The following is a 19,519-nucleotide window of genomic DNA, read 5'->3' as shown; positions in this document are numbered from 1 at the left end:
AGCAGCGGGGCGTTGCGGATCAAGAGGTGGTCAGAGCGGCAGGTCCACCAGGGTGGCGAGGCGGGCGCGGTGGTTCGCGGCCGTGCCCAGCGCGAGGGAGGTGCTCTTCGCTCGCTTCAGGTAGAGGTGTGCGGGGTGCTCCCAGGTGAAGCCGATGCCGCCGTGCAGCTGGACGGCCTCTTCGGCGACGGTGACGGCGACCTGGGACACCTGGGCCTGGGCCAGCGCGGCGGCGATGTCGGCGTCCGGGTCGTCGGTCGCGACACAGGTCGCCGCATAGCGGGCCACCGCGCGGGCCTGGGTCACCGACACCCAGGCATCGGCGAGCCGGTGTTTCAGGGCCTGGAACGAGCCGAGCGGGCGACCGAACTGGTAGCGGGTCTTCAAATACTCAATCGTGGTTTCCAGCGCGCGCTCGGCGACGCCCAACTGCTCGGATGCCAGCAGCGCGGCGCCCGTACGCAAGGCCGCGGTGAGTGCTCCTACGGCATCGTCGCCCGCCGCGATTTGCCGGCCGTGCGCTTTTTCCAGCGTCACATCGGCAAGCGGCCGGGTGGGGTCGAGCGTGACGATCGGCGACCGCGTGACATCCGCCGCGGCAACGACGAACAGCGCCGGACCTTCGGCTGGTACGACGAAATAGTCCGCGGTCAGGGCGTCGACGACAGTCGTCACGGTCCCGCTCAAAGTGCCGCCCTCGGCTCGTACGGCCGAAGGAAAGTCGTTGCCGAAGAACGAAAACGGCACCGCGAGAGTGGCCGAGACCGCTCCCCCAGCAAGCTCCGACAGCAGCTCGGTCTCGCCGGCCGCCAGCAGCGCGGCGGTCGCCAGCACCGCACTGCCGAAGAACGGGGTGGGCGCGACGGATCGGCCCAGCTCCTCCAGAACCACGGCGGTTTCCCGGAAAGACGCGCCTGCACCGCCCTGTGCTTCGGCGATCGGAAGCCCGGCACAGCCGGTCTGCTCGGCCAGTGCCTTCCACAGCGCCATGTCGTACGGCTGGTCGGTCTCGATCCGGCCGAGCACCACGTCCGGCCCGGATCGGTCGGTGAGCAGCGCCCGTACACTCGCGCGCAGATCGGACTCTTCCTCGGAATACAGCAGCTGGCTCATCGTGGGAGGTCCTTCCACGGCACGTCCTTGTCGACCCGCGGCTCGGACGGCAGCCCGAGGACGCGTTCGGAAATAATGTTCCGGAGAATTTCCGACGTGCCGCCCTCGATCGAGTTTCCCTTGGCTCGCAGGTATCTGTAGCCAGGTGTACGACCGAAGAAGTCCACATCGGACGGTCGGCGCATGGTCCAGTCGTCGTAGCGCAGCCCGTCTTCGCCGGCCAACTCCACCTCCAAGCCGGAAATCTGCTGGTTCAGCTGGGCGAAGGCCAGTTTCGCCGCGGACCCCTCGGGGCCTGGTACGCCGGCGGCCAACTGCTCGCGTAGCCAGCGGCCAGTCAGCCGGACCGCCTCGGCGTCCACCCACAGCCGCAGCAAAGCATCGTGCGTGCCGGGCGTACGCAGCTCCGGATGCTCTCGCCAGGTGGCGGCTAGCGTGCCGATCGCACCGCCTTCGCGTGGCATCGCGCCACCGCCGATCGACACCCGCTCATTCATCAGCGTGGTTTGCGCGACTCGCCAACCGTCGCCGACCTCGCCCAGCCGGTACGAGTCCGGAAGTCTTACGTCAGAAAGGAAAACCTCGTTGAACTCGGCCTCGCCGGTGATTTGCCGGAGCGGTCGTACGTCCACCCCGGGGTCGGTCATGTCGCAGACGAAATAGGTCATGCCGCGGTGTTTTGGCACGTCCGGGTCGGTTCGAGTGACCAGGATCGCCCAGCGGGCCTGATGCGCCAGCGAGGTCCAGACCTTTTGGCCGTTGATCAGCCATTCTTCGCCATCTCTGACGGCTTTGGTGCCCAGCGCGGCAAGATCGGAGCCGGCGCCGGGTTCGCTGAACAGCTGACACCACACTTCTTCGCCGGTCCAGAGCGGCCGCAGGAATCGCTGTCGCTGTTCGTCCGTACCGAAGGCAAGGATCGTCGGCGCGGCCATGCCGAGGCCAATGCCGATCCGGCGCGGGCTGTTGTCCGGCGCACCGGCCGCCGCGAAGGCCTCGTCCACCTCGGTCTGCAGCGACCGCGCCGCGTCCAAACCGCCGAGGCCAGACGGAAAGTGCACCCAGGCGAGGCCCGCGTCGAAGCGTGCGCGGAGAAACTCCAGCCGCTGCTCGTCGGTAGAGATGCCGGTCGGGTCATGGGCGGCCAGGAAGTCGCGTACCTGTTCCTGCAACGCTGGGGCAGTCGGACTCATCCGGGCAGGATCCTTCTCTCGAAGCAACTGTTCGGTATGACGTATCCAACCGGACACTACACTGTCAACCGACCAGTCGGTATGCTCGCGGCAACGGCCCGGCCAGGTGAGGAGCACCGATGGATTTCGCGTTCGACGCCCGTACCGAGGAACTGCGGGGTCAGCTGACCGAGTTCATGGATTCGCATATCTATCCCAGCGAGCCGATCTTCGAGGAGCAGCTGGAAAAGCGGGAGAATCCGTGGGAACAACCACCGATCATCGACGATCTCAAGCAGGAGGCCCGCAGCCGCGGGCTGTGGAACCTTTTCCTGCCCGGTGAGCATGGTGGCGGGCTGACCAACCTGCAGTACGCGCCGCTCGCCGAGCTCACCGGCCGCAGTCCGGAGCTCGCGCCAGCCGCGCTGAACTGCGCCGCGCCGGACACCGGCAACATGGAAGTGCTGACGATGTTCGGCACACCAGCACAGAAAGAGCAGTGGCTGCAACCGCTGCTGGAAGGTGAGATCCGGTCCGCTTTCTGCATGACCGAGCCCGATGTCGCGTCCTCGGACGCCAGCAACATCAGCACCAGAATCGAGCGCGACGGCAACGAATACGTGATCAACGGCCGCAAATGGTGGTCATCGGGCGCGATGAGCCCGCGCTGCAAGATCTTCATCGTGATGGGCAAGACCGACCCGAGCTCGCACCGGCACCGCCAGCAGAGCATGATCCTGGTCCCCCGCGACGCCCCCGGCGTGAACATCAAGCGCGGCATGCACGTTTTCGGTTACACCGACGGATCCCACGGCGGCCACGCCGAAATCGAGTTCACCGACGTACGAGTGCCGGTGCAGAACATCATTTCCGGTGAGGGAGACGGTTTCGCGATCGCCCAGGCCCGGCTGGGCCCCGGCCGCATTCATCACGCGATGCGGCTGATCGGGATGTCCGAGCGGGCGCTGGAGGCGATGTGCCGCCGGGTCACCTCGCGGGTCGCGTTCGGCAAGTCGATCGCCGAGCAGGGCGTCGTACAGGAATGGATCGCCGATTCGCGGATCAAGATCGAACAGTTGCGGCTGCTGGTCCTCAAAACCGCGTGGTTGATGGACACCGTCGGAAACAAGGGCGCACACACCGAAATTCAGGCGATCAAGGTGGCGGCACCCTCGGTGGCCACCTGGATCATCGACCGGGCTATTCAGGCACACGGTGGCGGTGGCGTCTCGCAGGACTTCCCAGTCGCCGCCTTGTACGCGCACGCTCGTACGCTCCACCTGGCCGATGGGCCGGACGAGGTGCACAAGCGGTCGCTGGCACATCGCGAGCTGCGCAAGTACGAGACTCGCTAGGTTTTCGCGAGGGGTGATTGGGTGCGGAGGCTGGAGATCAGCATGTCGCCGTAGTGTTCGGCGACCTTGCGACCGGAGAGCCGCCCTTTTCGGCGATACCAGATGCCCAGATGGTGAACAGCGCCGAAGTAGTAATCGACGACCAGGTCGGCCGGCACATCGGTACGGAATTCGCCGGCCGCCTGACCGTCGGAGATAACCTCGCGGAAACGTTCGTGGTAGCGGCGGCGTTCGGCGCGTACGAGCGCCTGTTTTTCGGTGCCCAGCATGTGCATGGACCGGAAGAAGATGACGGTGTCGTCGAGGTTCGCGATGCTGGTCATGACCACGTCGGCGGCGGCCGCGTGGACACGTTCGGCGTACGAGCCGTCGCCGGAGAGAAGTTTTTCCAGCCGTTCCATCTGTACGGACAGGACCCGGTGGTAGATCTCGTAAAGCAGGTCGTCTTTCGAGCCGAAGTAGTGATACATCGCGCCCTTGGTCACGCCGGCGGCTTCCACCACCTCCTGGACCGAGGTACTTTCGAAACCCTGCTGGGCGAAAAGCCGGGTAGCGGCCTCCAACAACCGGCCGGGCACGCCCGTACGGGCGAGCTTCTCCGGCGCGCCCAGCGCCGATGACTCGCCCGGCATCGCTGCTTCCACCCCGTCATCATACCGGGCGGTCGGTCGGGCAGCGGCGGGAACGACAGGTATCGTGCGAGCCATGGATGGTGCTCCCCTGCGGGCCGCGGTGTTCGACTTCGGCGGCGTGCTCACCGGCTCGGTGGGCCGGGCGGTGATGACCTGGCTGACCCGCGAGCGCATCGCCGTCGACGGCTACCGGACGGTCATGTCGGAATGGGTCTTCAACCGGTCCACCGGCACGTCACCGGCCTATCGGCTGGAGACCGGCGAGATGCCCGGACCGGAGTTCGAACGGTTGCTGGCGGCCAAACTCCAACTGACCGATGGCGGACCGGTCGTCGCGGCGGGCTTGTTGGCCAGGATGTTCGCCGACATGACCGTCGACCCGGCGATGGTCGAGCTGGTACGAGCCCTGCGCGCGGCGGGCCTGCGGACGGCTATGTTGTCCAACAGCTGGGCCAACGACTACCCGCTCGACCTCGTCGCGGACATCTTCGACGTGTCGGTGATCTCCGCCGAAGTCGGGCTGGCCAAGCCCGATCCGGCGATCTACCAGCTGCTGTTGGAAAGGCTCGCGCTGCCGGCCGAGACGGTCGCCTTCATCGACGACATCGAGCACAACGTGGAGGCCGCTCAAGAGGTCGGCATCGTCTCGGTCGTACACACCGACGCGGCCACCACCCGCCAGTGGTTCGCGGCCCGGGTCCCGCAGCTGGAAGCCCAACCCTGACAGTGGCACGATGACGAACCGTGACGGACACATACAGCGGTGAAGTAAGCGTCGGCAGCCCGGCCCAGACCCGGCAGCTGACCCACCTGGAGATCAGCAAGGTCTCGGTCGGCCCGATGGACAACAACGCGTATCTGCTGAAATGCCGGCAGACCGGCGACACCCTGCTGGTGGACGCGGCCAACGACGCCGACACACTGATCGCGCTGCTGGCGAAGCGTACGAACGGGGAGCTCGGCACGGTCTTCACCACGCATCAGCACGGGGACCACTGGCAGGCGATCGGCGCCGTGGTGGCCGCCACCGGCGCCACCACCGCGGCCGGTCGGCCGGACGCCGAAGGGCTGCCGGTGGCGGTGGATGTGCCGCTGGACGACGGCGACGAGCTGGTCGTCGGCGACTGCACGCTGACCGCCATCCACCTGGTCGGCCACACTCCGGGATCCATCGCGTTGGCGTACGAAGATCCCCAAGGGCACACGCATGTCTTCACCGGTGACTCGCTTTTCCCTGGCGGGGTGGGAAGAACGGGCAGTCCCGAGGCTTTTCAGTCGCTTTTGCATGACGTACGCACCAAGATCTTCGACCGCTTCGACGACGACACCTGGGTCTACCCGGGCCATGGCAAGGACACCACCCTCGGCGTGGAGCGCCCGCACCTGGACGAGTGGGCGGCTCGCGGCTGGTAGGACACCGGAAACCTCAGGGCGACACGGACTGAACCCCTTTTGTTGCCCTGAAATACCTTGACCAAAGGTCCGTATTTGGTCAGGCTGAACGGGTAGCTCCGCATAGCGCCCATTAAAGCCTGACGAAAGCGGACAAATCATGGCCTCCTTCACTCGTCGTCAGGTGCTCGCCAGCGGGCTGGTCAGCGCGATGGCCGGCTTCGGTTCGCTGTCGGCCTCGGCCCGCAGCGCGCTGGCCAGCGTCGCCCGGCCCGGATCGCGACTGTCCGACATCGAGCATGTGGTGATCCTGATGCAGGAAAACCGGTCATTCGACCATTATTTCGGCACCCTGTCAGGGGTTGCCGGCTTCGACGACCCGCTGGTGCCGCGGGACTGGCGGACCGGCCGGACCGCCTTCGAGCAGCTCGACCCGTCCGCGCAGGACGGCGCCAACGGCCTGCTGCTCCCGTGGCACCTGCCGGTCGCGACGAGTTCCGCACACTGCCTCACCGACGTGTCGCATACCTGGCAAGTGCAGCATCAGTCCATGAATGGCGGGAAAAACGACACCTGGGTGTCCAGCCATGTCACTCCGGACACCCAGATCGCCAAGGTCTCCGACCACCCGGCCGCGATCGTCAACGGCGGCGCCAGGGTGATGTCGTACTTCACCCGCGACGACCTGCCCTTCCACTACGCGCTGGCGGACACTTTCACGGTTTGCGACCGCTATTTCTGCTCGGTCATCGGGCCAACCATCCCGAACCGCCTCTACTTGATGTCCGCGTCAATCGACCCAGCCGCGACACATGGCGGGCCGGGCATCAACAACTTCAAGAACGGTTTCAGCTGGACGACCTATCCGGAGCGGCTGCAGGCGGCTGGCATCGACTGGCGCCTTTACCGAGAAGGCGACGACTTCGGCGACAACATGCTCGATCATTTCGCCGCCTACCAGGATCGCACCAGCGACCTCTTCCGGCGCGGCCGTACGGTGCTGGCCAGCGGCAAGGTGCCGAACATTCTCAGCCAGGACGTACAAAACGGCAATCTGCCCCAGGTTTCCTGGATCGTCGGCCCGTCCTGGTCCACCGAACACCCGGAATACATGCCGGCCGGCGGCGCCTATTTTCTCCAGCAGGTGCTCGAAGCGCTTACGTCAAACACGGCGGTCTGGCAGAAAACCCTGTTGATCGTGACGTACGACGAAAACGGCGGGTTCTTCGACCACGTACGAGCACCGCAGGCGCCACGGGGCACGCCGGGCGAATACCTGACGCCGGCCGCGCTGGCGACCACTCCGGAGGCGGCTGGCATCGCCGGCCCGATCGGTCTTGGACCGCGGGTGCCGACGATGCTGATCTCGCCGTTCACCCGCGGTGGCCTGGTCAGCAGTCACACGTACGACCACACCTCGGTCCTGCGGTTACTCGAAACCAGGTTTGGCGTCGAGGTGCCCAACCTGACGCACTGGCGGCGGGCCACCTGCGGCGACCTCGTCGAGGCCATCAACTTCGCCGGCACCCCGCGACCGACGCTGCCCACCCTCCCGGACACCGCCGCGCTCCTGCGGGAAGCCGTCGAGGAGTGCAAAACCCAGCCGCCGCCCCAGGTTCCGGTCGAGCAGGTCATGCCCAGGCAGGAGCACGGCTTCCGCCGCCGGCCCAGCGGCCCGATCTTCTAGAAAACGCCGCCACCAAGAAAACTAAGGCCGCGGTTGATTCCCGGCCCTACGGCACCACGGTGACCGGCCAGCGGCCGCTGCGTACCAGCCGGACCGCGATCGACCCGACCAGCCGGTGGCCAGCCTGCTCGGACGCGCCGACCACCACTGCGTCGGCACGGGTTTCGTCGGCGATCCTGGTCAGCTCGGTGTACGGGTCGCCATGCACCGATAGGAAGCGGTAGTTGAGCGTGTGCTCCCGGGAGGCCGCCTCTTCTATCTGCTTGCGCAGATCCTGCGCGACCTCCTCCAAGGTCTCCTCGACCGAGCCGGCCAGCGACGGCACCAACGCCGACATCTGCGGTGTGCTGCCGACGTACACGATGACGAGCTCGGCACCGTGCCGCCGGGCCATGCCAGCCGCGTACGCGGCCGCGTGCATCGACGAGTCCGAACCGTCCACGCCGACCAGGATCACCAGCGGGCCGTCGTTGCCCAGTTCGAAGTAGCTCATCGCCGGCTCTGCCTCCGTGTGCCCGGACCTGATCACCGCAAGTCGGTCACACCGTAAACCACCGCGGCCCGGCTCGGCGCGCCGAGATTCAGTCGGCCAACCGGAAGGCCAGCTCGGTCTCCCACTTGGACATGTCCGGCTCGATCACCGGATTCGTCTTGTACGACTCCAAGCGGCACCCCCACTTCTCGCCGGCTGGCGTGTCCTCCCGGTCCCAGCGCAGACCCCGCTCGCCACCCCACTCCAGCACCGCGCGTACGACGCTGACGAGCTGCTCGGGCGAACCAAGGTGGGTCACCGTGACGTACCGGCCCGCTGGCAGCACCCCTGGTCGTACGTCCTCGTCGCCCGGCACCTCGGTGGCGACCGGTACGCCGGCCTCGATCTCCAGGTGGCTGCTCATGTCTATGACGGTGTAGCGCAGGAACGGCGGGCCCGCCGGCGCGATGCCACGACTGGCGAGCCATCCGAAGACGGCCGGGATACGGTCGGCGATCTCACCGATGGTCCGCATCGTGACGGTGCCGCCAATGGCCACGTACGGCTGGTCGGCACAATGGATGATGCTGGGTTGGGTTGGGTTCATGTCGGGGTAGACCGGCAAGCCGACGGGAAGTCATCGGCAAACGAAGAGCAAAAACGTTACAAAAAGGACCGATTTCGCGGTTTGAGGGAACCAACCACCCCCTAGCGTCGTCACCAAACAGGGCGCGAGGAGCATGGACACCAGTCAGGTATCCTCCGCACTCAAGCAGACAACAAAGGAGTTGGGTGAGCTTGGCGAGCAGGGCCTCGCGGCAGGACGACGACCGGCCGCGCAAGACCAAGAAGTCCAAGTCGCCGCGATGGGCGCGACTGTGCCTGATCATCGGCATCGTGGTGGTGGTCCTCGCGGGCGGTGGCTGGGTGGCCGCCAACCAGGTGATCAACCACTACGCCGACGAGGTTCACAAGAGTGACATCCTCGGCGGTGTCCCGCAGAACGAGCGGGCCAGTGTGCCGCCGTCCGGCGCCCCGGTCACCGGCCCGCTGAACATCCTGATGCTCGGCTCGGACAACGCCGACGGCTCCCGGGCCAAAACCCAGGGCGTGGACGGTCAGCGGTCCGACTCGATCATCCTGTTCCACATCGACAAGTCCTTCCAGCACGTGTACGCGTTCTCCATCGAGCGCGACTCGTACGTGCGGATCCCGGCCGGCGGTTCCTGGCAGGGCGGTAAGGACAAGATCAACGCCGCGCTGCAGTACGGCGGCCCGTCGCTGACCCTCCGTACCGTCCAGGACCTCCTCGGCATCAAGATCAACTACGCCGCGGTGGTCAGTTTCTCGGCGCTGATCAAGGCGGTTGACGCGGTCGGCGGCGTGGATGTCAACGTCGACAAGACGACGTACGACAACCAGTTCAAGCGCACCTGGACCAAGGGCATCCACCACCTGACCGGTATGGACGCGGAGTATTACGTGCGCCAGCGGCACGGACTCGCAGCCGGTGACTACGACCGGATGAAGCGCCAGCAGCAGGTCATCCGGGCGCTGGTCGCCAAGGCCACCACGGGCGGCGTGCTCAGCAACCCGTACAAGCTCAACGCACTGCTGGAGACGGTCATCGGCTCGGTGACCGTGGAGACCACCACGCCGGTCAAGGACCTGGTCTTCGCGTCCCGCTCGCTTGGCCTGGGCGCGGTCACCTTCAGCACCATGCCGATGAACGGCACCATCCAGATGGGCGGCACCGACTACGAGCGGGTCAGCTCGACCGGCGTCGAGGCGCTCGGCAAGGCGATCAACAGCGACGACTTCACCGCGTATCTGAAAAAGTATCCGCCGAATGACGCGTCGCACGGCCTCTGACCGTCTTCGCAAAGCGCTCGTCGTTGTCGTGAGTCTCGTGGCTGTCCTGGCCGTCACCGGCTGTGATCCGCTGCCGGTTCGGCAGGCCAGCCATGAGACGAACGTCTTCACCCCGCCGCCCTTGCCGGCCGACGCGCGATCCCGTCCGCTGGGGCGACCTGGGCCGCTGCCGGCGGACACCGGCCCGTACAAGATCACCCTGACGCAAGGCACCTCCCAGGCACCGGTGGCGTACGACCCGTGCCGGCCGATTCACTACGTCACCAACCGTGCCAGTAAGCCGCGCAACGGTGACGCCGTGTTGCGCGAGGCGCTCGCCCGCCTCGGTGCGGCCACCGGCCTGCACTTCCACGACGACGGCGCCACCACCGAGGTGCCGGTGCCGCACCGGCCGGACTTCCAGCCCAAGCGCTACGGCAATCGGTGGGCACCGGTGCTGATCAGCTGGTCCGACCCGCAGGACCTGGCCGACCTCGATGGCCCGGTGGTCGGCATCGGCTACAGCGACTCGTACGGCGATCCCGGCCAGCGCCGCTACGTGAGCGGCACGGTCGTGTTGGACGGGCCACAAATCAACGAGTGGCTGAAACAGAGCGGCGGCCGGGCCCGGGCCCGGGCGATCATCGAGCACGAGCTCGGCCACCTCGTCGGCCTCGGGCACGTCCACGACCCGCACGAGATCATGAACCCGGACGCCTCGGTCAGCACCACCGACTACGGACCAGGCGACCTGCATGGCCTGGCACTGCTCGGCACCGGTCGCTGTTTTCGGGACGCCTGAAGGGTTTTACTGCGGACAGCGGGACTCGACCGGTCGGCCATCCAGCAGGAATGCCGACAATGCGCTGCTGACACACGGATTCGCGAGATTGACGCCGTGCCCGCCGGCGTCGATGCTGACCATCGCGGCCCGCCGCCCGAAGGCCGCCAGCGTCTGCCGGGCGCCCATGTATGACGTGAATGGATCGCGGAGGTTCTGCAGCAGCTGGATATTGCGCGGCCCGTTCGTATTCGGCCGTACGGCCGGCTCGCGCGGTGGGTAGTGCCAGAACGCGCACGGCCACACGTTGCCCGGCATTCCGTTGGTCAGCGGGAAAAGCGCCCGGTCGACCCGGACCTGGGTGGCGTAGGTAGCGGGATCTCGGGACCAGGCCACGTCCCCACAGATGACCGCGTCCTGCGCCGAGACGAGGTTGTCCGGCACGACGGTCGGCAGCGTCGTGGATGGCACGGCCGCCTTTGCCGCCGGTGCGGCCGCGAACTGCCAGACGGCGGACGCGAGTGGGTAATACCGAGGGCCGGTCAAAGAAATGTCGGTGACCGCCCGGAGGCCGTTACCGTCCAACACCCGCCCGCTCGGCGTCTTCTTCGGCGTACGGTCCAGCTGCGCGGCCAGCCGGAAATAGGTGGCTCGCACTTGGCTAGCCGTCGTACCGAAATGCAGCGTACTGTCCTGCGCGGCCAGCCATTTCGCGAAATCCGGGAAGGTCTGCTCGGCGCCGAGACCGTCCAGGTTCAGCGCCTGCTTGACGCCGCCCGGCGGATCCACGCTGTCCAGCACCATCCGATCGGTGTGGCTGCTGAACATCGTCGCGTACACCTCGCCGAGATATGTCGCGTACGAGGTGCCGTAGAAGGAAATCCTTGGTACGCCAAGGGTCTGGCGGATGTGGTCCAGGTCGCGAGCGATGTTCGCGGTGGTGAGGTAGCTCAGATAGTCGCCGGCGTTTTGGGCGCAGGTGTCGGCGATCCTGCGAGCGTCGGACAGGCTGCTCGAGATGTCCCCGTTCGGCGACGGAAAGGGGAAACCCTTCTCGGCCGCCCGGTCCGCGTCGGACAGTCCGCACTTGACCGGAGTGCTCTGGCCAACCCCGCGATCATCCAGGCCGACCAGGTCGTACGCGTCGGTCACCGCGGCCGGCAGTTGGCGGACCAGCTCGCTCGGGTGATCCAGGCCAGTGACCCCTGGGCCGCCGGGCACTGTCAGCAGATATCCCTTGCGCAGGGCGGGTTTGGCCGACTTGAGCAGCGAAATCTCGAGGTCGATTTTCGGCCCGTCCGGATGCTGGTATCCAGCGGGACCTGAATCCTCGCGCACTGCTGACGCTGATCGCGATCGACGAACTGCCCGGAGGCATCGGGCGTCTGGGGTGGACACACTCCCCACTGCGGGGTTGTCATCCCCGGCGAGGCGGCCGCCGGGGATATCGGCACGAAGCCGGCTATCAAAGTGGTCAAGACAAGGAAAATTCTCACGCACGTCCTCCATGCATTCGTGGCTCGTACGAACCACCCTCGCGCGAGGACGCGGTCCAGCGCATTCACCCCTGGACCGAAAAACCGCCTCCACCCGCGGGTGGAGGCGGCCATCAACTATGCGGTTCGCACCCGGTTGTTGACGACGACCCGCTGCACAAACCAGGTAATCGCCAGGTAAAGCGGCAGGCTCGCGAAGCCCAACCCGGCCGGCGCACCCAGTTTTTCGGCGAGCACGTCAATGCCGAGGTGAACAGCCACACCGATGACCCAGAGCGACGCGGTCAACCAGGTGCCCTGGCGCATCAACTGGTCACCATCTCGCCAGAGTTTGACGGTCAGCGCCCGCGCCAGACCAAAAGCACCGGCCAGCACCAATCCGACCAACACCAAACCGAGCCCGCCCGGCGACAGTGGATGGCCCTGCAGCACCTGCGCCGACGAATAAAGGCCGTACACCGCCACGACCAACAGGAAAATCTGGTTCGACTTCTGTTTGACCGGGCGCGCCTGCAACTGCCGGAAGACCAGGTAGGCCAACACAGCCAGCCCGATCAACACGTTGGCAACCGTCACCGACTCCCCCTCCACAACGTGACCGCGAATCGGTCCCGCGGCGCCGAGATCACAGTACGGCGATATCGGATCGACGGCACCAGCACACGGGTGGACCTTTCCGCCTCAACCCTGGGATGGAGACACCCGAATCATGTTCCACGACAGTGGCGGCAGGGAGATCTCCAGTTTCCCACCCTCCACTGTGGAGGGTGCCGCGGTCCGCGGCGCGACCCGGTTCGGATGCGCGGCGGTGTTCGTGGCCTGCGGGTCGCCGTCGCCGACGTACGTGTGATGGGCCACCGCGAGGCCCGGATATCCGCGCAGATCCACCGTCAGTGGCAGGCTTTCCCGCTGGTCCCGGTTGACTGCGAAGACCGTCACCGCGGTGCCGTCCGGCGACTCCACCGCCACGCTGTCCAGCACTGGCACCTCACCAAACCAGGCGGTCTCGTACGACGGACCGGTCGCCGCGGTCCGCAGCACGGTTCCCCGGCCGTACCGACTGGTCAGCGCGAACGGGTGGAAAATCGACTGGCGCCAGGCTGCGCCATTCGGCTCGGAGCGGATCGCACCGATCGCGTTCACCAACTGGGCGAGGCAGGCCATGCTCACTCGGTCCGCGTGCCGGAGCAGGCTGATCAGCAGGTTGCCGACCACCACCGCGTCGGTCAGGGTGTATTCGTCCTCAACCAGCCGCGGCGCGTGCGCCCAGTCGTGGCTCATCTCGGTGCCGACCTGATACCAGATGTTCCACTCGTCGAAGGAAAGATTGATCCGCTTCTTGTGTCGGCCCTTCGCCCGTACGTGATCGGCGGTGGCCACGATCGCGTCGATGAAGGTGTCCATGTCCAGCGCAGAGGCCAGAAAACTCGCCTTGTCGCCGTCTCGCTCCTGATAGTACGAATGCAGGGACACGTAGTCGACGTACTCGTAGCAGTGTTCCAGAATGGTCGCTTCCCAGCTGCCAAAGGTGGGCATCCGGGAATTGGACGAGCCGCACGCGACCAACTCCAGAGTCGGGTCCACCAACCGCATCGCCTTCGCCGTCTCGGCCGCCAACCGGCCGTATTCGTCCGCGGTCTTGTGGCCAATCTGCCAGTCGCCGTCCATTTCGTTGCCCAGGCACCACACCCTTACGTCATGGGGATCAGCGGCGCCGTTTTTCCTGCGCAGATCAGACCAGTACGTGCCGCCCGGATGGTTGCAATACTCAACCAGGGCGGCCGCCGCGTCCACGCCCCGGGTGCCGAGGTTGACCGCCAGCATCGGCGCCGAGCCGACCTGGCGGGTCCACCGACAGAACTCGTCAGTGCCAACCTCGTTGCTCTCCACCGACCGCCAGGCGAGATCCAACCGGGTGGGCCGCTGGTCCTTGGGGCCGATGCCGTCTTCCCAGCGATATCCCGAGACAAAATTGCCGCCTGGGTAACGTAAAATCGGCACCCCAAGCTCTCGGGTCAACTCGGCCACATCCTCGCGGAAGCCGTCCTGGTCCGCGGTGGGATGTCCGGGCTCGTAAATCCCGGTGTAGACACACCGGCCAAGGTGCTCGACGAAAGAGCCGTACAAGCGCGGGTCGACCTCCCCGATCCGGAAAGCCGGGTCGACCACGAGACGAGCTGATGGCACGCAAATGTCCTTTCGTTACTTGAAACCGCTGAGGCCCAGCAGTCCAGCGGTACGCGGGAGCGAGCGCCGACTGAGGTTTTCATGGCTGCCCTCGACTCTCGCCAGCCGAGCCGACTGTCGACCCGCGAACGAGCAGTTCCACTGGCAGCAGCACGCTGCCATGCACCTGCTCGCCGCGAATCCGGTCCAACAGCAACGTCATCGCGCGCCGCCCGGTCTCCCGCATGGGAATGCGCACGGTGGTCAGGGACGGCGTGACGTACGCGGCGAAAGGCATGTCGTCGCAGCCCACCACGGCGCAGTCATCCGGCACTCGTACGCCCCGCTGGTGCAACGCCGACAAAACTCCCAAGGCAATCAGGTCGTTGTGGGCGAAAACCGCGGAGATCGTCCGATCGCGCTCCAACAGTTCAAGCGTGGCCCCGAATCCACCCTCGGCGGTCCACGCGGCCTCCACGACATGGTCGGCGCGCAGGCGTACGTCCCGATCGGCCAGCCCGGCCCGAAAACCGCGCGACCGGCTCGTCACCACCCGCCGCTGCGCCGGGCCGGCCACCATCGCGACATTGTGCCGACCCAGCTCGACCAGGTGGTTCGCGACCATTCGACCGGTGCCGCCGTGGCTCGATCCGACCACCGGCACCCCGCCGCCGGGCACATGGTGAATGCTCACCGCCGGCACCTGGCCACGCAGCAGAACACCGATCTCGGCGTTCTTCTCCATTCTGGGCGCCGCGGACAGAATGCCGTCCACTCGCCTTTCCAACAGTTTCCGAACAAACCCCGGCCCATCCTCGCCCAACGCGGTGCCGATGATGACCGCGTGACCATTCCCGCGGGCCTCTTGTTCAGCGCCCACCACGAACTGTGCGAGTGCCCAGTCGTCGAGATCGTCGGCGACAATGCCAATGGAATATGTCGAACGGCCCAACAGGCCGCGCGCCACCGCATTCGGGACATAACCCAGTTCTTCCGCCGCCGCCAGGATGCGCTGCCGGGTGGCGTCGGAAACCGCGACCGGCGCGCCTTTGAGAACCTTGCTGACCGTCTGGAAACTGACGCCCGCGTGCGCCGCGACATCCTTGAGCGAGGCGTACACACCGGCCTCCTCACCACGCGGGCCACCCGTAGGCGAACGTTCGCCTACCGGGAGGATGCCATTAACAGGTGATCCAGGCAACAGGCGTACGACCGATGGCGTGGTCCACTTCAGGCCATCGGCTACTCCTTGTCGACTCCGGTGAAAACGTGGGTCGATTCACCGGAGGACGCCGGATCAACCACAGCCAGCACCTCGTCGCCGGCCTCCAGAGTGGTGTCGCTCCGGACCGGCAACAACCGGCCGTCCCTTACGACAATGCTGATCCAGACGTCCTCGCCGAGGTCCAGGTCCTGAATAGCGGTCCCGTCCGCGGCCGATCCGGCTTTCACGAAAAACCTGGTCACACCGTCGGGTTCCTCGCGCAGCCGGACGCCCAAAGACCACGGTTCTGGCTCCACCAAACGCATCGGCACTCCCGCTTTGTGCGCGAGAAACGGCACCAGTCCGCCCTGCACAATCACCGAGAACGCGACCACCACGAAAATGATGTCATAAATCTGCGTCGCCCCAGGCAGACCGGAGGCAAGCACGAACGTACCCAACAGAATGGGTACGGCGCCCTTCAACCCTGACCACAGGACGAAAATCCGTTCCCCCCAGTGCAGCTTGACCGGCAACAGCAAAATCCCCACCAGGAGCGGCCGGACCAGGAAAGCCAGCAAAACCGCCAGCACCAGCCCGATTTGCCACGCGTGCCCGTCAGGCAGTGATCGCAACGAAACAGTCAACCCCAGCACGGTGAACGCGACGATTTCTCCCAAGCTGGCAAGCGAACCGTGGAACCGCTCGATCTCCCGCTTGTACGGCGCTCGTACGTCACCGAGAATGATGCCGGCCACGAAAACCGCGAGAAATCCGGACCCGTGAGCGAAAGTCGCGACTCCATAGATCACGAAAACGCTGGCGAGCGTACGCAGTGCGTAAAGTCCCTCGCTGGGCAACGGCACCCGCCGAATGAAAAGAGACAGCCCGAAACCGCCGGCGATCCCGACCGCCGCGCCGACCACCATCTGCAGCGCGAACTCCCCCACCCCGGTCCACACCGCACCGAGGCCACTGGCGCCGCTCGCCGCCAGCAACGCCACCATCAGGGCGATGCCAACCGGGTCGTTGGCGCCGGACTCGCCTTCCAGGATCACTCCGGACCGGCCGGAAACCTCGCGGCGACCGAGCACCGAGAAAACCACGGCGGGGTCGGTCGGCGCCAACGCCGTCCCGATCAGCAGCGCTGGCACCCAATCCAGGCCGAACAGAAAATGCGCCAGCACCGCCACCGCGGCGGCCGTGACCAACGTGCCGGCGGTGCCGATCCACACGATCGCCCCAGCCGCCGACCGCAACCGACGACGGCCGATGTGCATGCCGCCGTCGAAAAGAATGACGGCCAGCGCGACCGTCACGATCCGCTGCACGGTTTCGATCGGGACGACCCGCAGCTGCGGCACCACATCCGAGGCGACCGCGGCGGCCAACAGGAACAGCGCCGGCGCCGGCACCCGCAGCCGGGTGCTCAACCGGTTCGACAACACGGCAAGCAGCATCGCGGCCGCGACCAGCCCCACCAGCACCCCGAAGGGCATCACATCCGACACGCCAAAACTCCCGTCGACCGGAACCCGGACCGCGGTCGCGATCCGGGTTCGCCGACCAGACTTCCCGGCACACCGGTGATCCACCCTACCTGGCGGTGAAGTCAGCCGCGTGATCACGAGCCCACGTCAGGAACGTACGCGCCGGCCGGCCGGCGACCTCCTGGACGGTGTTCGTGATGGGCACCGGGACCATCTGTTCGTACGCGTCGAAAAGTACGTCCACAAAGGACTCCGGGAAGTCGTCCGCCACCATCTGGGCGCGCGCCCGAGGCCGGTCGACTTCCTCCCAGCGCAGCGGCCGGCCGATCGCCTCACCAATGAGACGGACCTGGTCGGCCTGCGCCACCAGCTCAGGCCCGGTCAGGTCGTAAACCGCACCCGCGTGCCGGCCGTCGAGCAGCGCGCGTACGGCCACTGCCGCGATGTCCGCCTCGTGCAGCATCGGCATCGCGACCTGCCCGTACGCACCGCGGACGATATCGCCGGCGCGGATCTGCGGCGCCCACCAAAGCGCGTTGGCGGCGAAGGTGCTCGGCCGGATGAAGGTCCACTCCAGACCGGACCGTCGGAGCAGCTCAATCTGCTGGTCGAAGGTGCAGTCACGGACGCCGCCAGACCCCAGGAACACCACCGGCCGACCGATCGCTTCGAGCACCGCGGGCAGCGTCTCGGCGGTGTGCAGCGGCCAGACAAGAAAGACGGCCGACACGTCAGCGGCGGCCAGCGATTCGGGCTTCTCGAGGTCGCCGTACGCGGCCTCGACGCCAGCCGGGAGCGATGCATCGGGACGGCGCGTCAGAGCGCGCACCCCGACGCCTTTGGCCAGCAATTGCTTGACGACCTGACGGCCCACATTGCCGGTCGCACCGGTCACCAGGATCTCGCGCATCTCAGCCCCACAGAAGTCAGCGGTTTCGGTTCCGCCAGCATGGGATGGAACCAGCTTGTGCAACCAGCCGAAACAGCGAAGGCGACGAAATCCGCCAATCGGTACGATCGTGGGGTGGAATCTTCCATGGATGATCTCGACCGGGCGTTGGCGGACGCGCTGCGGATCAACGGTCGCGCGCCCTTCGCGCGGATCGCCGACGTGCTCGGCGTCTCGGAGCAAACCGTCGCCCGCCGCTACCGGCGACTGCGCTCGGCCGGCATCCTGCGGGTTGTCGGCGGCGTCGACGGCGCCCGGCTCGGCTATTCGTCGTGGACGATCCGGCTGCGTTGCACCCCGGACGCGGCCACCGCCATCGCCGCCGCGCTGGCCCGCCGGCCGGACACCTACTGGGTGCACATCCTGTCCGGCGGCACCGAGATCTCCTGTTTCATCCAGGCGCATACGACTGAGGAACGCGACGCTCTGTTGCTGGAAAAACTGCCGAGGACGACCCGGGTGCTCGCGATGACCGCGCACGCGATGCTGCGCGGTTATGCGGCGCCCAGCGGCTGGTCTGGCATAGCCCGACTTTCCGCCGCTCAAGTGGAAAAACTGCGGCCACCACAGCCGGAGGCGGCAACCGGGACGACTGAGCTCACGGACCCGGACCAGGCGCTGCTGGAAATCCTGGCGCGGGACGGACGAGCCGGGCACGCCGATCTCGCGGCGGCGACCGGCTGGTCGGAGTCGACCGTACGACGGCGGATCGACGGTCTTGCGCGGGCCGGCATTCTCCGCTACGAACTCGATATTTCGCCGGAAGCGCTGGGATTTCACGCCGAAGCGCGACTGTGGATGACCGTCCGACCAACCGGTCTGATCGCGGTCGCGCAGGCGATGGCCAACCACCCGTATGTGCAGTTCGCCGCCGTGACCACCGGACCGACGAACCTGATGGTGGCCTTGGCATGCCCCGACTCGGACGCCCTTTTTGACTGCGTCACCGGAGAAATCGGATCATTCGAAGATGTCCAGACACTCGAAACAGCACCGCTGATCCGTACGGTCAAACGTACGGGAGCGGTGCTGCCTCGATGAAATCGAACCTACTTGATCATCGGTCCGAGGTTCTTTGCGTGCGACTGCACGAACACCTGTCCGTTGCTGTCGCCCGTCACGTGCACGACCTCGGTGGTCCTTGACATGGTGCCGGCCGGAATCAGTGTGACGGCCGGATCCACTTTCACGTTCTTCTGCTTCAGGTGCATAGCGAAGACGTCTTGCGGAGCGTTGGACGCACTAGCGGCCGCCGCTACGTAGACATTCCTCGTACCATCGGCATTGTTCAGAATAAAGGCTATGCCGCGATCAGTGGGCAAGCTCATGATGTTTTCCTTTCCAAGTCAGCGCCGGCGACGCCGGCGGTAGGCGATGGGGCAGCGGCGACCAACGGGTCCGCGGAAGTGGCCGGCGTGCCGAACATGATCGCGCGCCAGTCGCCGCTGTAGGAATAGATGCCGCACGACGTCTGGATTCCCAGCCGAGCCGGAACCCGCGCCGCCATAATATGCGCGTTCACCTTTCCCATGTCATAGATGTCGTCCAGGTGCCGCCAGAGCGTAATGCTCAGCATCGTCCGCTGCCGCCACAGGATCACCGCTTTGCCCCCGACAAAGCCAGGAGCCTGCCGGCGCACCTGACGCTTGATGTGGATGTGCAGAACCATCAGCCGGAACAATCCACTCAGCGACGGGCACGCGAACCTGGTGATGACCACCTGACCGCGTTTGTCGCTGACTCTTTCATGATTGCTCAT

General features: G+C 66.2%; 20 protein-coding genes. 7 read left to right on the top strand and 13 right to left on the bottom strand.

Features of this window, described 5'->3' with window-relative positions; translation table 11 throughout:
• Positions 1-30: 30 nt before the first annotated feature.
• A complete protein-coding gene (locus tag ABD301_RS34880; protein WP_344314436.1) occupies positions 31-1,113 on the bottom strand; it encodes an acyl-CoA dehydrogenase family protein in 1,083 nt (360 codons plus the stop codon).
• On the bottom strand, positions 1,110-2,306 hold the full coding sequence (locus tag ABD301_RS34875) for an acyl-CoA dehydrogenase family protein (protein WP_344314435.1): 1,197 nt from the start codon (positions 2,304-2,306) through the stop codon (positions 1,110-1,112). Before ABD301_RS34875 ends, ABD301_RS34880 begins: the two co-directional genes overlap by 4 nt.
• A 119-nt stretch (positions 2,307-2,425) precedes the next feature.
• Here ABD301_RS34875 and ABD301_RS34870 point away from each other — a divergent pair, with 119 nt between their 5' ends.
• On the top strand, positions 2,426-3,640 hold the full coding sequence (locus tag ABD301_RS34870; protein WP_344314434.1) for an acyl-CoA dehydrogenase family protein: 1,215 nt from the start codon (positions 2,426-2,428) through the stop codon (positions 3,638-3,640).
• On the opposite strand, the gene ABD301_RS34865 is transcribed toward ABD301_RS34870, so the two are convergent.
• Positions 3,637-4,284 (bottom strand): TetR/AcrR family transcriptional regulator, encoded by a 648-nt coding sequence (locus ABD301_RS34865; protein ID WP_344314433.1) that lies wholly within the window; start codon positions 4,282-4,284, stop codon positions 3,637-3,639. The two genes, ABD301_RS34870 and ABD301_RS34865, sit on opposite strands and share 4 nt — an antisense overlap.
• Positions 4,285-4,345: 61 nt before the next feature.
• Here ABD301_RS34865 and ABD301_RS34860 point away from each other — a divergent pair, with 61 nt between their 5' ends.
• From ABD301_RS34860 to ABD301_RS34850, 3 genes are all read left to right on the top strand, one after another.
• Positions 4,346-4,996 (top strand): HAD family hydrolase, encoded by a 651-nt coding sequence (locus ABD301_RS34860; protein WP_344314432.1) that lies wholly within the window; start codon positions 4,346-4,348, stop codon positions 4,994-4,996.
• Between the two features lie 20 nt (positions 4,997-5,016).
• A complete protein-coding gene (locus tag ABD301_RS34855; protein ID WP_279579364.1) occupies positions 5,017-5,685 on the top strand; it encodes an MBL fold metallo-hydrolase in 669 nt (222 codons plus the stop codon).
• 139 nt (positions 5,686-5,824) lie between these two features.
• A complete protein-coding gene (locus ABD301_RS34850; RefSeq protein ID WP_344314431.1) occupies positions 5,825-7,351 on the top strand; it encodes an alkaline phosphatase family protein in 1,527 nt (508 codons plus the stop codon).
• 46 nt (positions 7,352-7,397) lie between these two features.
• Here ABD301_RS34850 and ABD301_RS34845 read toward each other — a convergent pair whose 3' ends face one another.
• A complete protein-coding gene (locus tag ABD301_RS34845; protein WP_163567160.1) occupies positions 7,398-7,844 on the bottom strand; it encodes a universal stress protein in 447 nt (148 codons plus the stop codon).
• A gap of 88 nt (positions 7,845-7,932) precedes the next feature.
• Positions 7,933-8,430 (bottom strand): GyrI-like domain-containing protein, encoded by a 498-nt coding sequence (locus ABD301_RS34840; RefSeq protein WP_163567161.1) that lies wholly within the window; start codon positions 8,428-8,430, stop codon positions 7,933-7,935.
• A 185-nt stretch (positions 8,431-8,615) separates the two neighbouring features.
• Here ABD301_RS34840 and ABD301_RS34835 point away from each other — a divergent pair, with 185 nt between their 5' ends.
• On the top strand, positions 8,616-9,695 hold the full coding sequence (locus tag ABD301_RS34835) for an LCP family protein (protein WP_344314430.1): 1,080 nt from the start codon (positions 8,616-8,618) through the stop codon (positions 9,693-9,695).
• A 28-nt stretch (positions 9,696-9,723) separates the two neighbouring features.
• Positions 9,724-10,476: a matrixin family metalloprotease gene (locus ABD301_RS34830; RefSeq protein WP_344314428.1), complete on the top strand. Its 753-nt coding sequence runs from the start codon at positions 9,724-9,726 to the stop codon at positions 10,474-10,476.
• 6 nt (positions 10,477-10,482) lie between these two features.
• Here ABD301_RS34830 and ABD301_RS34825 read toward each other — a convergent pair whose 3' ends face one another.
• The 6 genes from ABD301_RS34825 to ABD301_RS34800 all read right to left on the bottom strand — a co-directional run bounded on the left by ABD301_RS34825 (position 10,483) and on the right by ABD301_RS34800 (position 17,721).
• Positions 10,483-11,793: an alpha/beta fold hydrolase gene (locus ABD301_RS34825; RefSeq protein WP_163567166.1), complete on the bottom strand. Its 1,311-nt coding sequence runs from the start codon at positions 11,791-11,793 to the stop codon at positions 10,483-10,485.
• Between the two features lie 275 nt (positions 11,794-12,068).
• Complete coding sequence (locus tag ABD301_RS34820) at positions 12,069-12,527, bottom strand: hypothetical protein (protein WP_344314427.1); 459 nt, start codon at positions 12,525-12,527, stop codon at positions 12,069-12,071.
• 105 nt (positions 12,528-12,632) lie between these two features.
• Entirely contained in the window at positions 12,633-14,138 is a 1,506-nt protein-coding gene (gene arfA / locus ABD301_RS34815; protein ID WP_344314426.1) for an arabinosylfuranosidase ArfA, read from the bottom strand.
• 79 nt (positions 14,139-14,217) lie between these two features.
• Entirely contained in the window at positions 14,218-15,237 is a 1,020-nt protein-coding gene (locus ABD301_RS34810; protein ID WP_344314425.1) for a LacI family DNA-binding transcriptional regulator, read from the bottom strand.
• Positions 15,238-15,359: 122 nt separating this feature from the next.
• Positions 15,360-16,832 (bottom strand): potassium/proton antiporter, encoded by a 1,473-nt coding sequence (locus ABD301_RS34805; protein ID WP_344314423.1) that lies wholly within the window; start codon positions 16,830-16,832, stop codon positions 15,360-15,362.
• Between the two features lie 85 nt (positions 16,833-16,917).
• A complete protein-coding gene (locus tag ABD301_RS34800) occupies positions 16,918-17,721 on the bottom strand; it encodes an NAD(P)H-binding protein (protein ID WP_163567169.1) in 804 nt (267 codons plus the stop codon).
• 114 nt (positions 17,722-17,835) lie between these two features.
• On the opposite strand from ABD301_RS34800, the gene ABD301_RS34795 reads away from it, so the two are divergent.
• Positions 17,836-18,801: an Lrp/AsnC family transcriptional regulator gene (locus ABD301_RS34795; protein WP_344314422.1), complete on the top strand. Its 966-nt coding sequence runs from the start codon at positions 17,836-17,838 to the stop codon at positions 18,799-18,801.
• An 8-nt stretch (positions 18,802-18,809) separates the two neighbouring features.
• Here ABD301_RS34795 and ABD301_RS34790 read toward each other — a convergent pair whose 3' ends face one another.
• Positions 18,810-19,088, bottom strand: a complete 279-nt coding sequence (locus ABD301_RS34790) for a hypothetical protein (RefSeq protein ID WP_163567171.1) — start codon at positions 19,086-19,088, stop codon at positions 18,810-18,812.
• Complete coding sequence (locus tag ABD301_RS34785) at positions 19,085-19,519, bottom strand: hypothetical protein (RefSeq protein ID WP_344314421.1); 435 nt, start codon at positions 19,517-19,519, stop codon at positions 19,085-19,087. Before ABD301_RS34785 ends, ABD301_RS34790 begins: the two co-directional genes overlap by 4 nt.

It is taken from the genome of Fodinicola feengrottensis (assembly GCF_039530045.1).
Classification (GTDB): domain Bacteria; phylum Actinomycetota; class Actinomycetes; order Mycobacteriales; family HKI-0501; genus Fodinicola; species Fodinicola feengrottensis.
The sequence above is the reverse complement of the archived record's forward strand: the minus strand, read 5'-3'. Positions and strand labels throughout refer to the sequence as shown.

Excerpts from the sequence above, each read along its gene's own strand:
- ABD301_RS34875 (WP_344314435.1), bottom strand. The coding sequence starts at position 2,306 with ATGAGTCCGACTGCCCCAGCGTTGCAGGAACAGGTACGCGACTTCCTG.
- ABD301_RS34860 (WP_344314432.1), top strand. The coding sequence starts at position 4,346 with ATGGATGGTGCTCCCCTGCGGGCCGCGGTGTTCGACTTCGGCGGCGTG.
- ABD301_RS34840 (WP_163567161.1), bottom strand. The coding sequence starts at position 8,430 with ATGAACCCAACCCAACCCAGCATCATCCATTGTGCCGACCAGCCGTAC.
- ABD301_RS34880 (WP_344314436.1), bottom strand. The coding sequence starts at position 1,113 with ATGAGCCAGCTGCTGTATTCCGAGGAAGAGTCCGATCTGCGCGCGAGT.
- ABD301_RS34870 (WP_344314434.1), top strand. The coding sequence starts at position 2,426 with ATGGATTTCGCGTTCGACGCCCGTACCGAGGAACTGCGGGGTCAGCTG.
- ABD301_RS34800 (WP_163567169.1), bottom strand. The coding sequence starts at position 17,721 with ATGCGCGAGATCCTGGTGACCGGTGCGACCGGCAATGTGGGCCGTCAG.
- ABD301_RS34790 (WP_163567171.1), bottom strand. The coding sequence starts at position 19,088 with ATGAGCTTGCCCACTGATCGCGGCATAGCCTTTATTCTGAACAATGCC.
- ABD301_RS34845 (WP_163567160.1), bottom strand. The coding sequence starts at position 7,844 with ATGAGCTACTTCGAACTGGGCAACGACGGCCCGCTGGTGATCCTGGTC.
- ABD301_RS34850 (WP_344314431.1), top strand. The coding sequence starts at position 5,825 with ATGGCCTCCTTCACTCGTCGTCAGGTGCTCGCCAGCGGGCTGGTCAGC.
- ABD301_RS34785 (WP_344314421.1), bottom strand. The coding sequence starts at position 19,519 with ATGAGCAATCATGAAAGAGTCAGCGACAAACGCGGTCAGGTGGTCATC.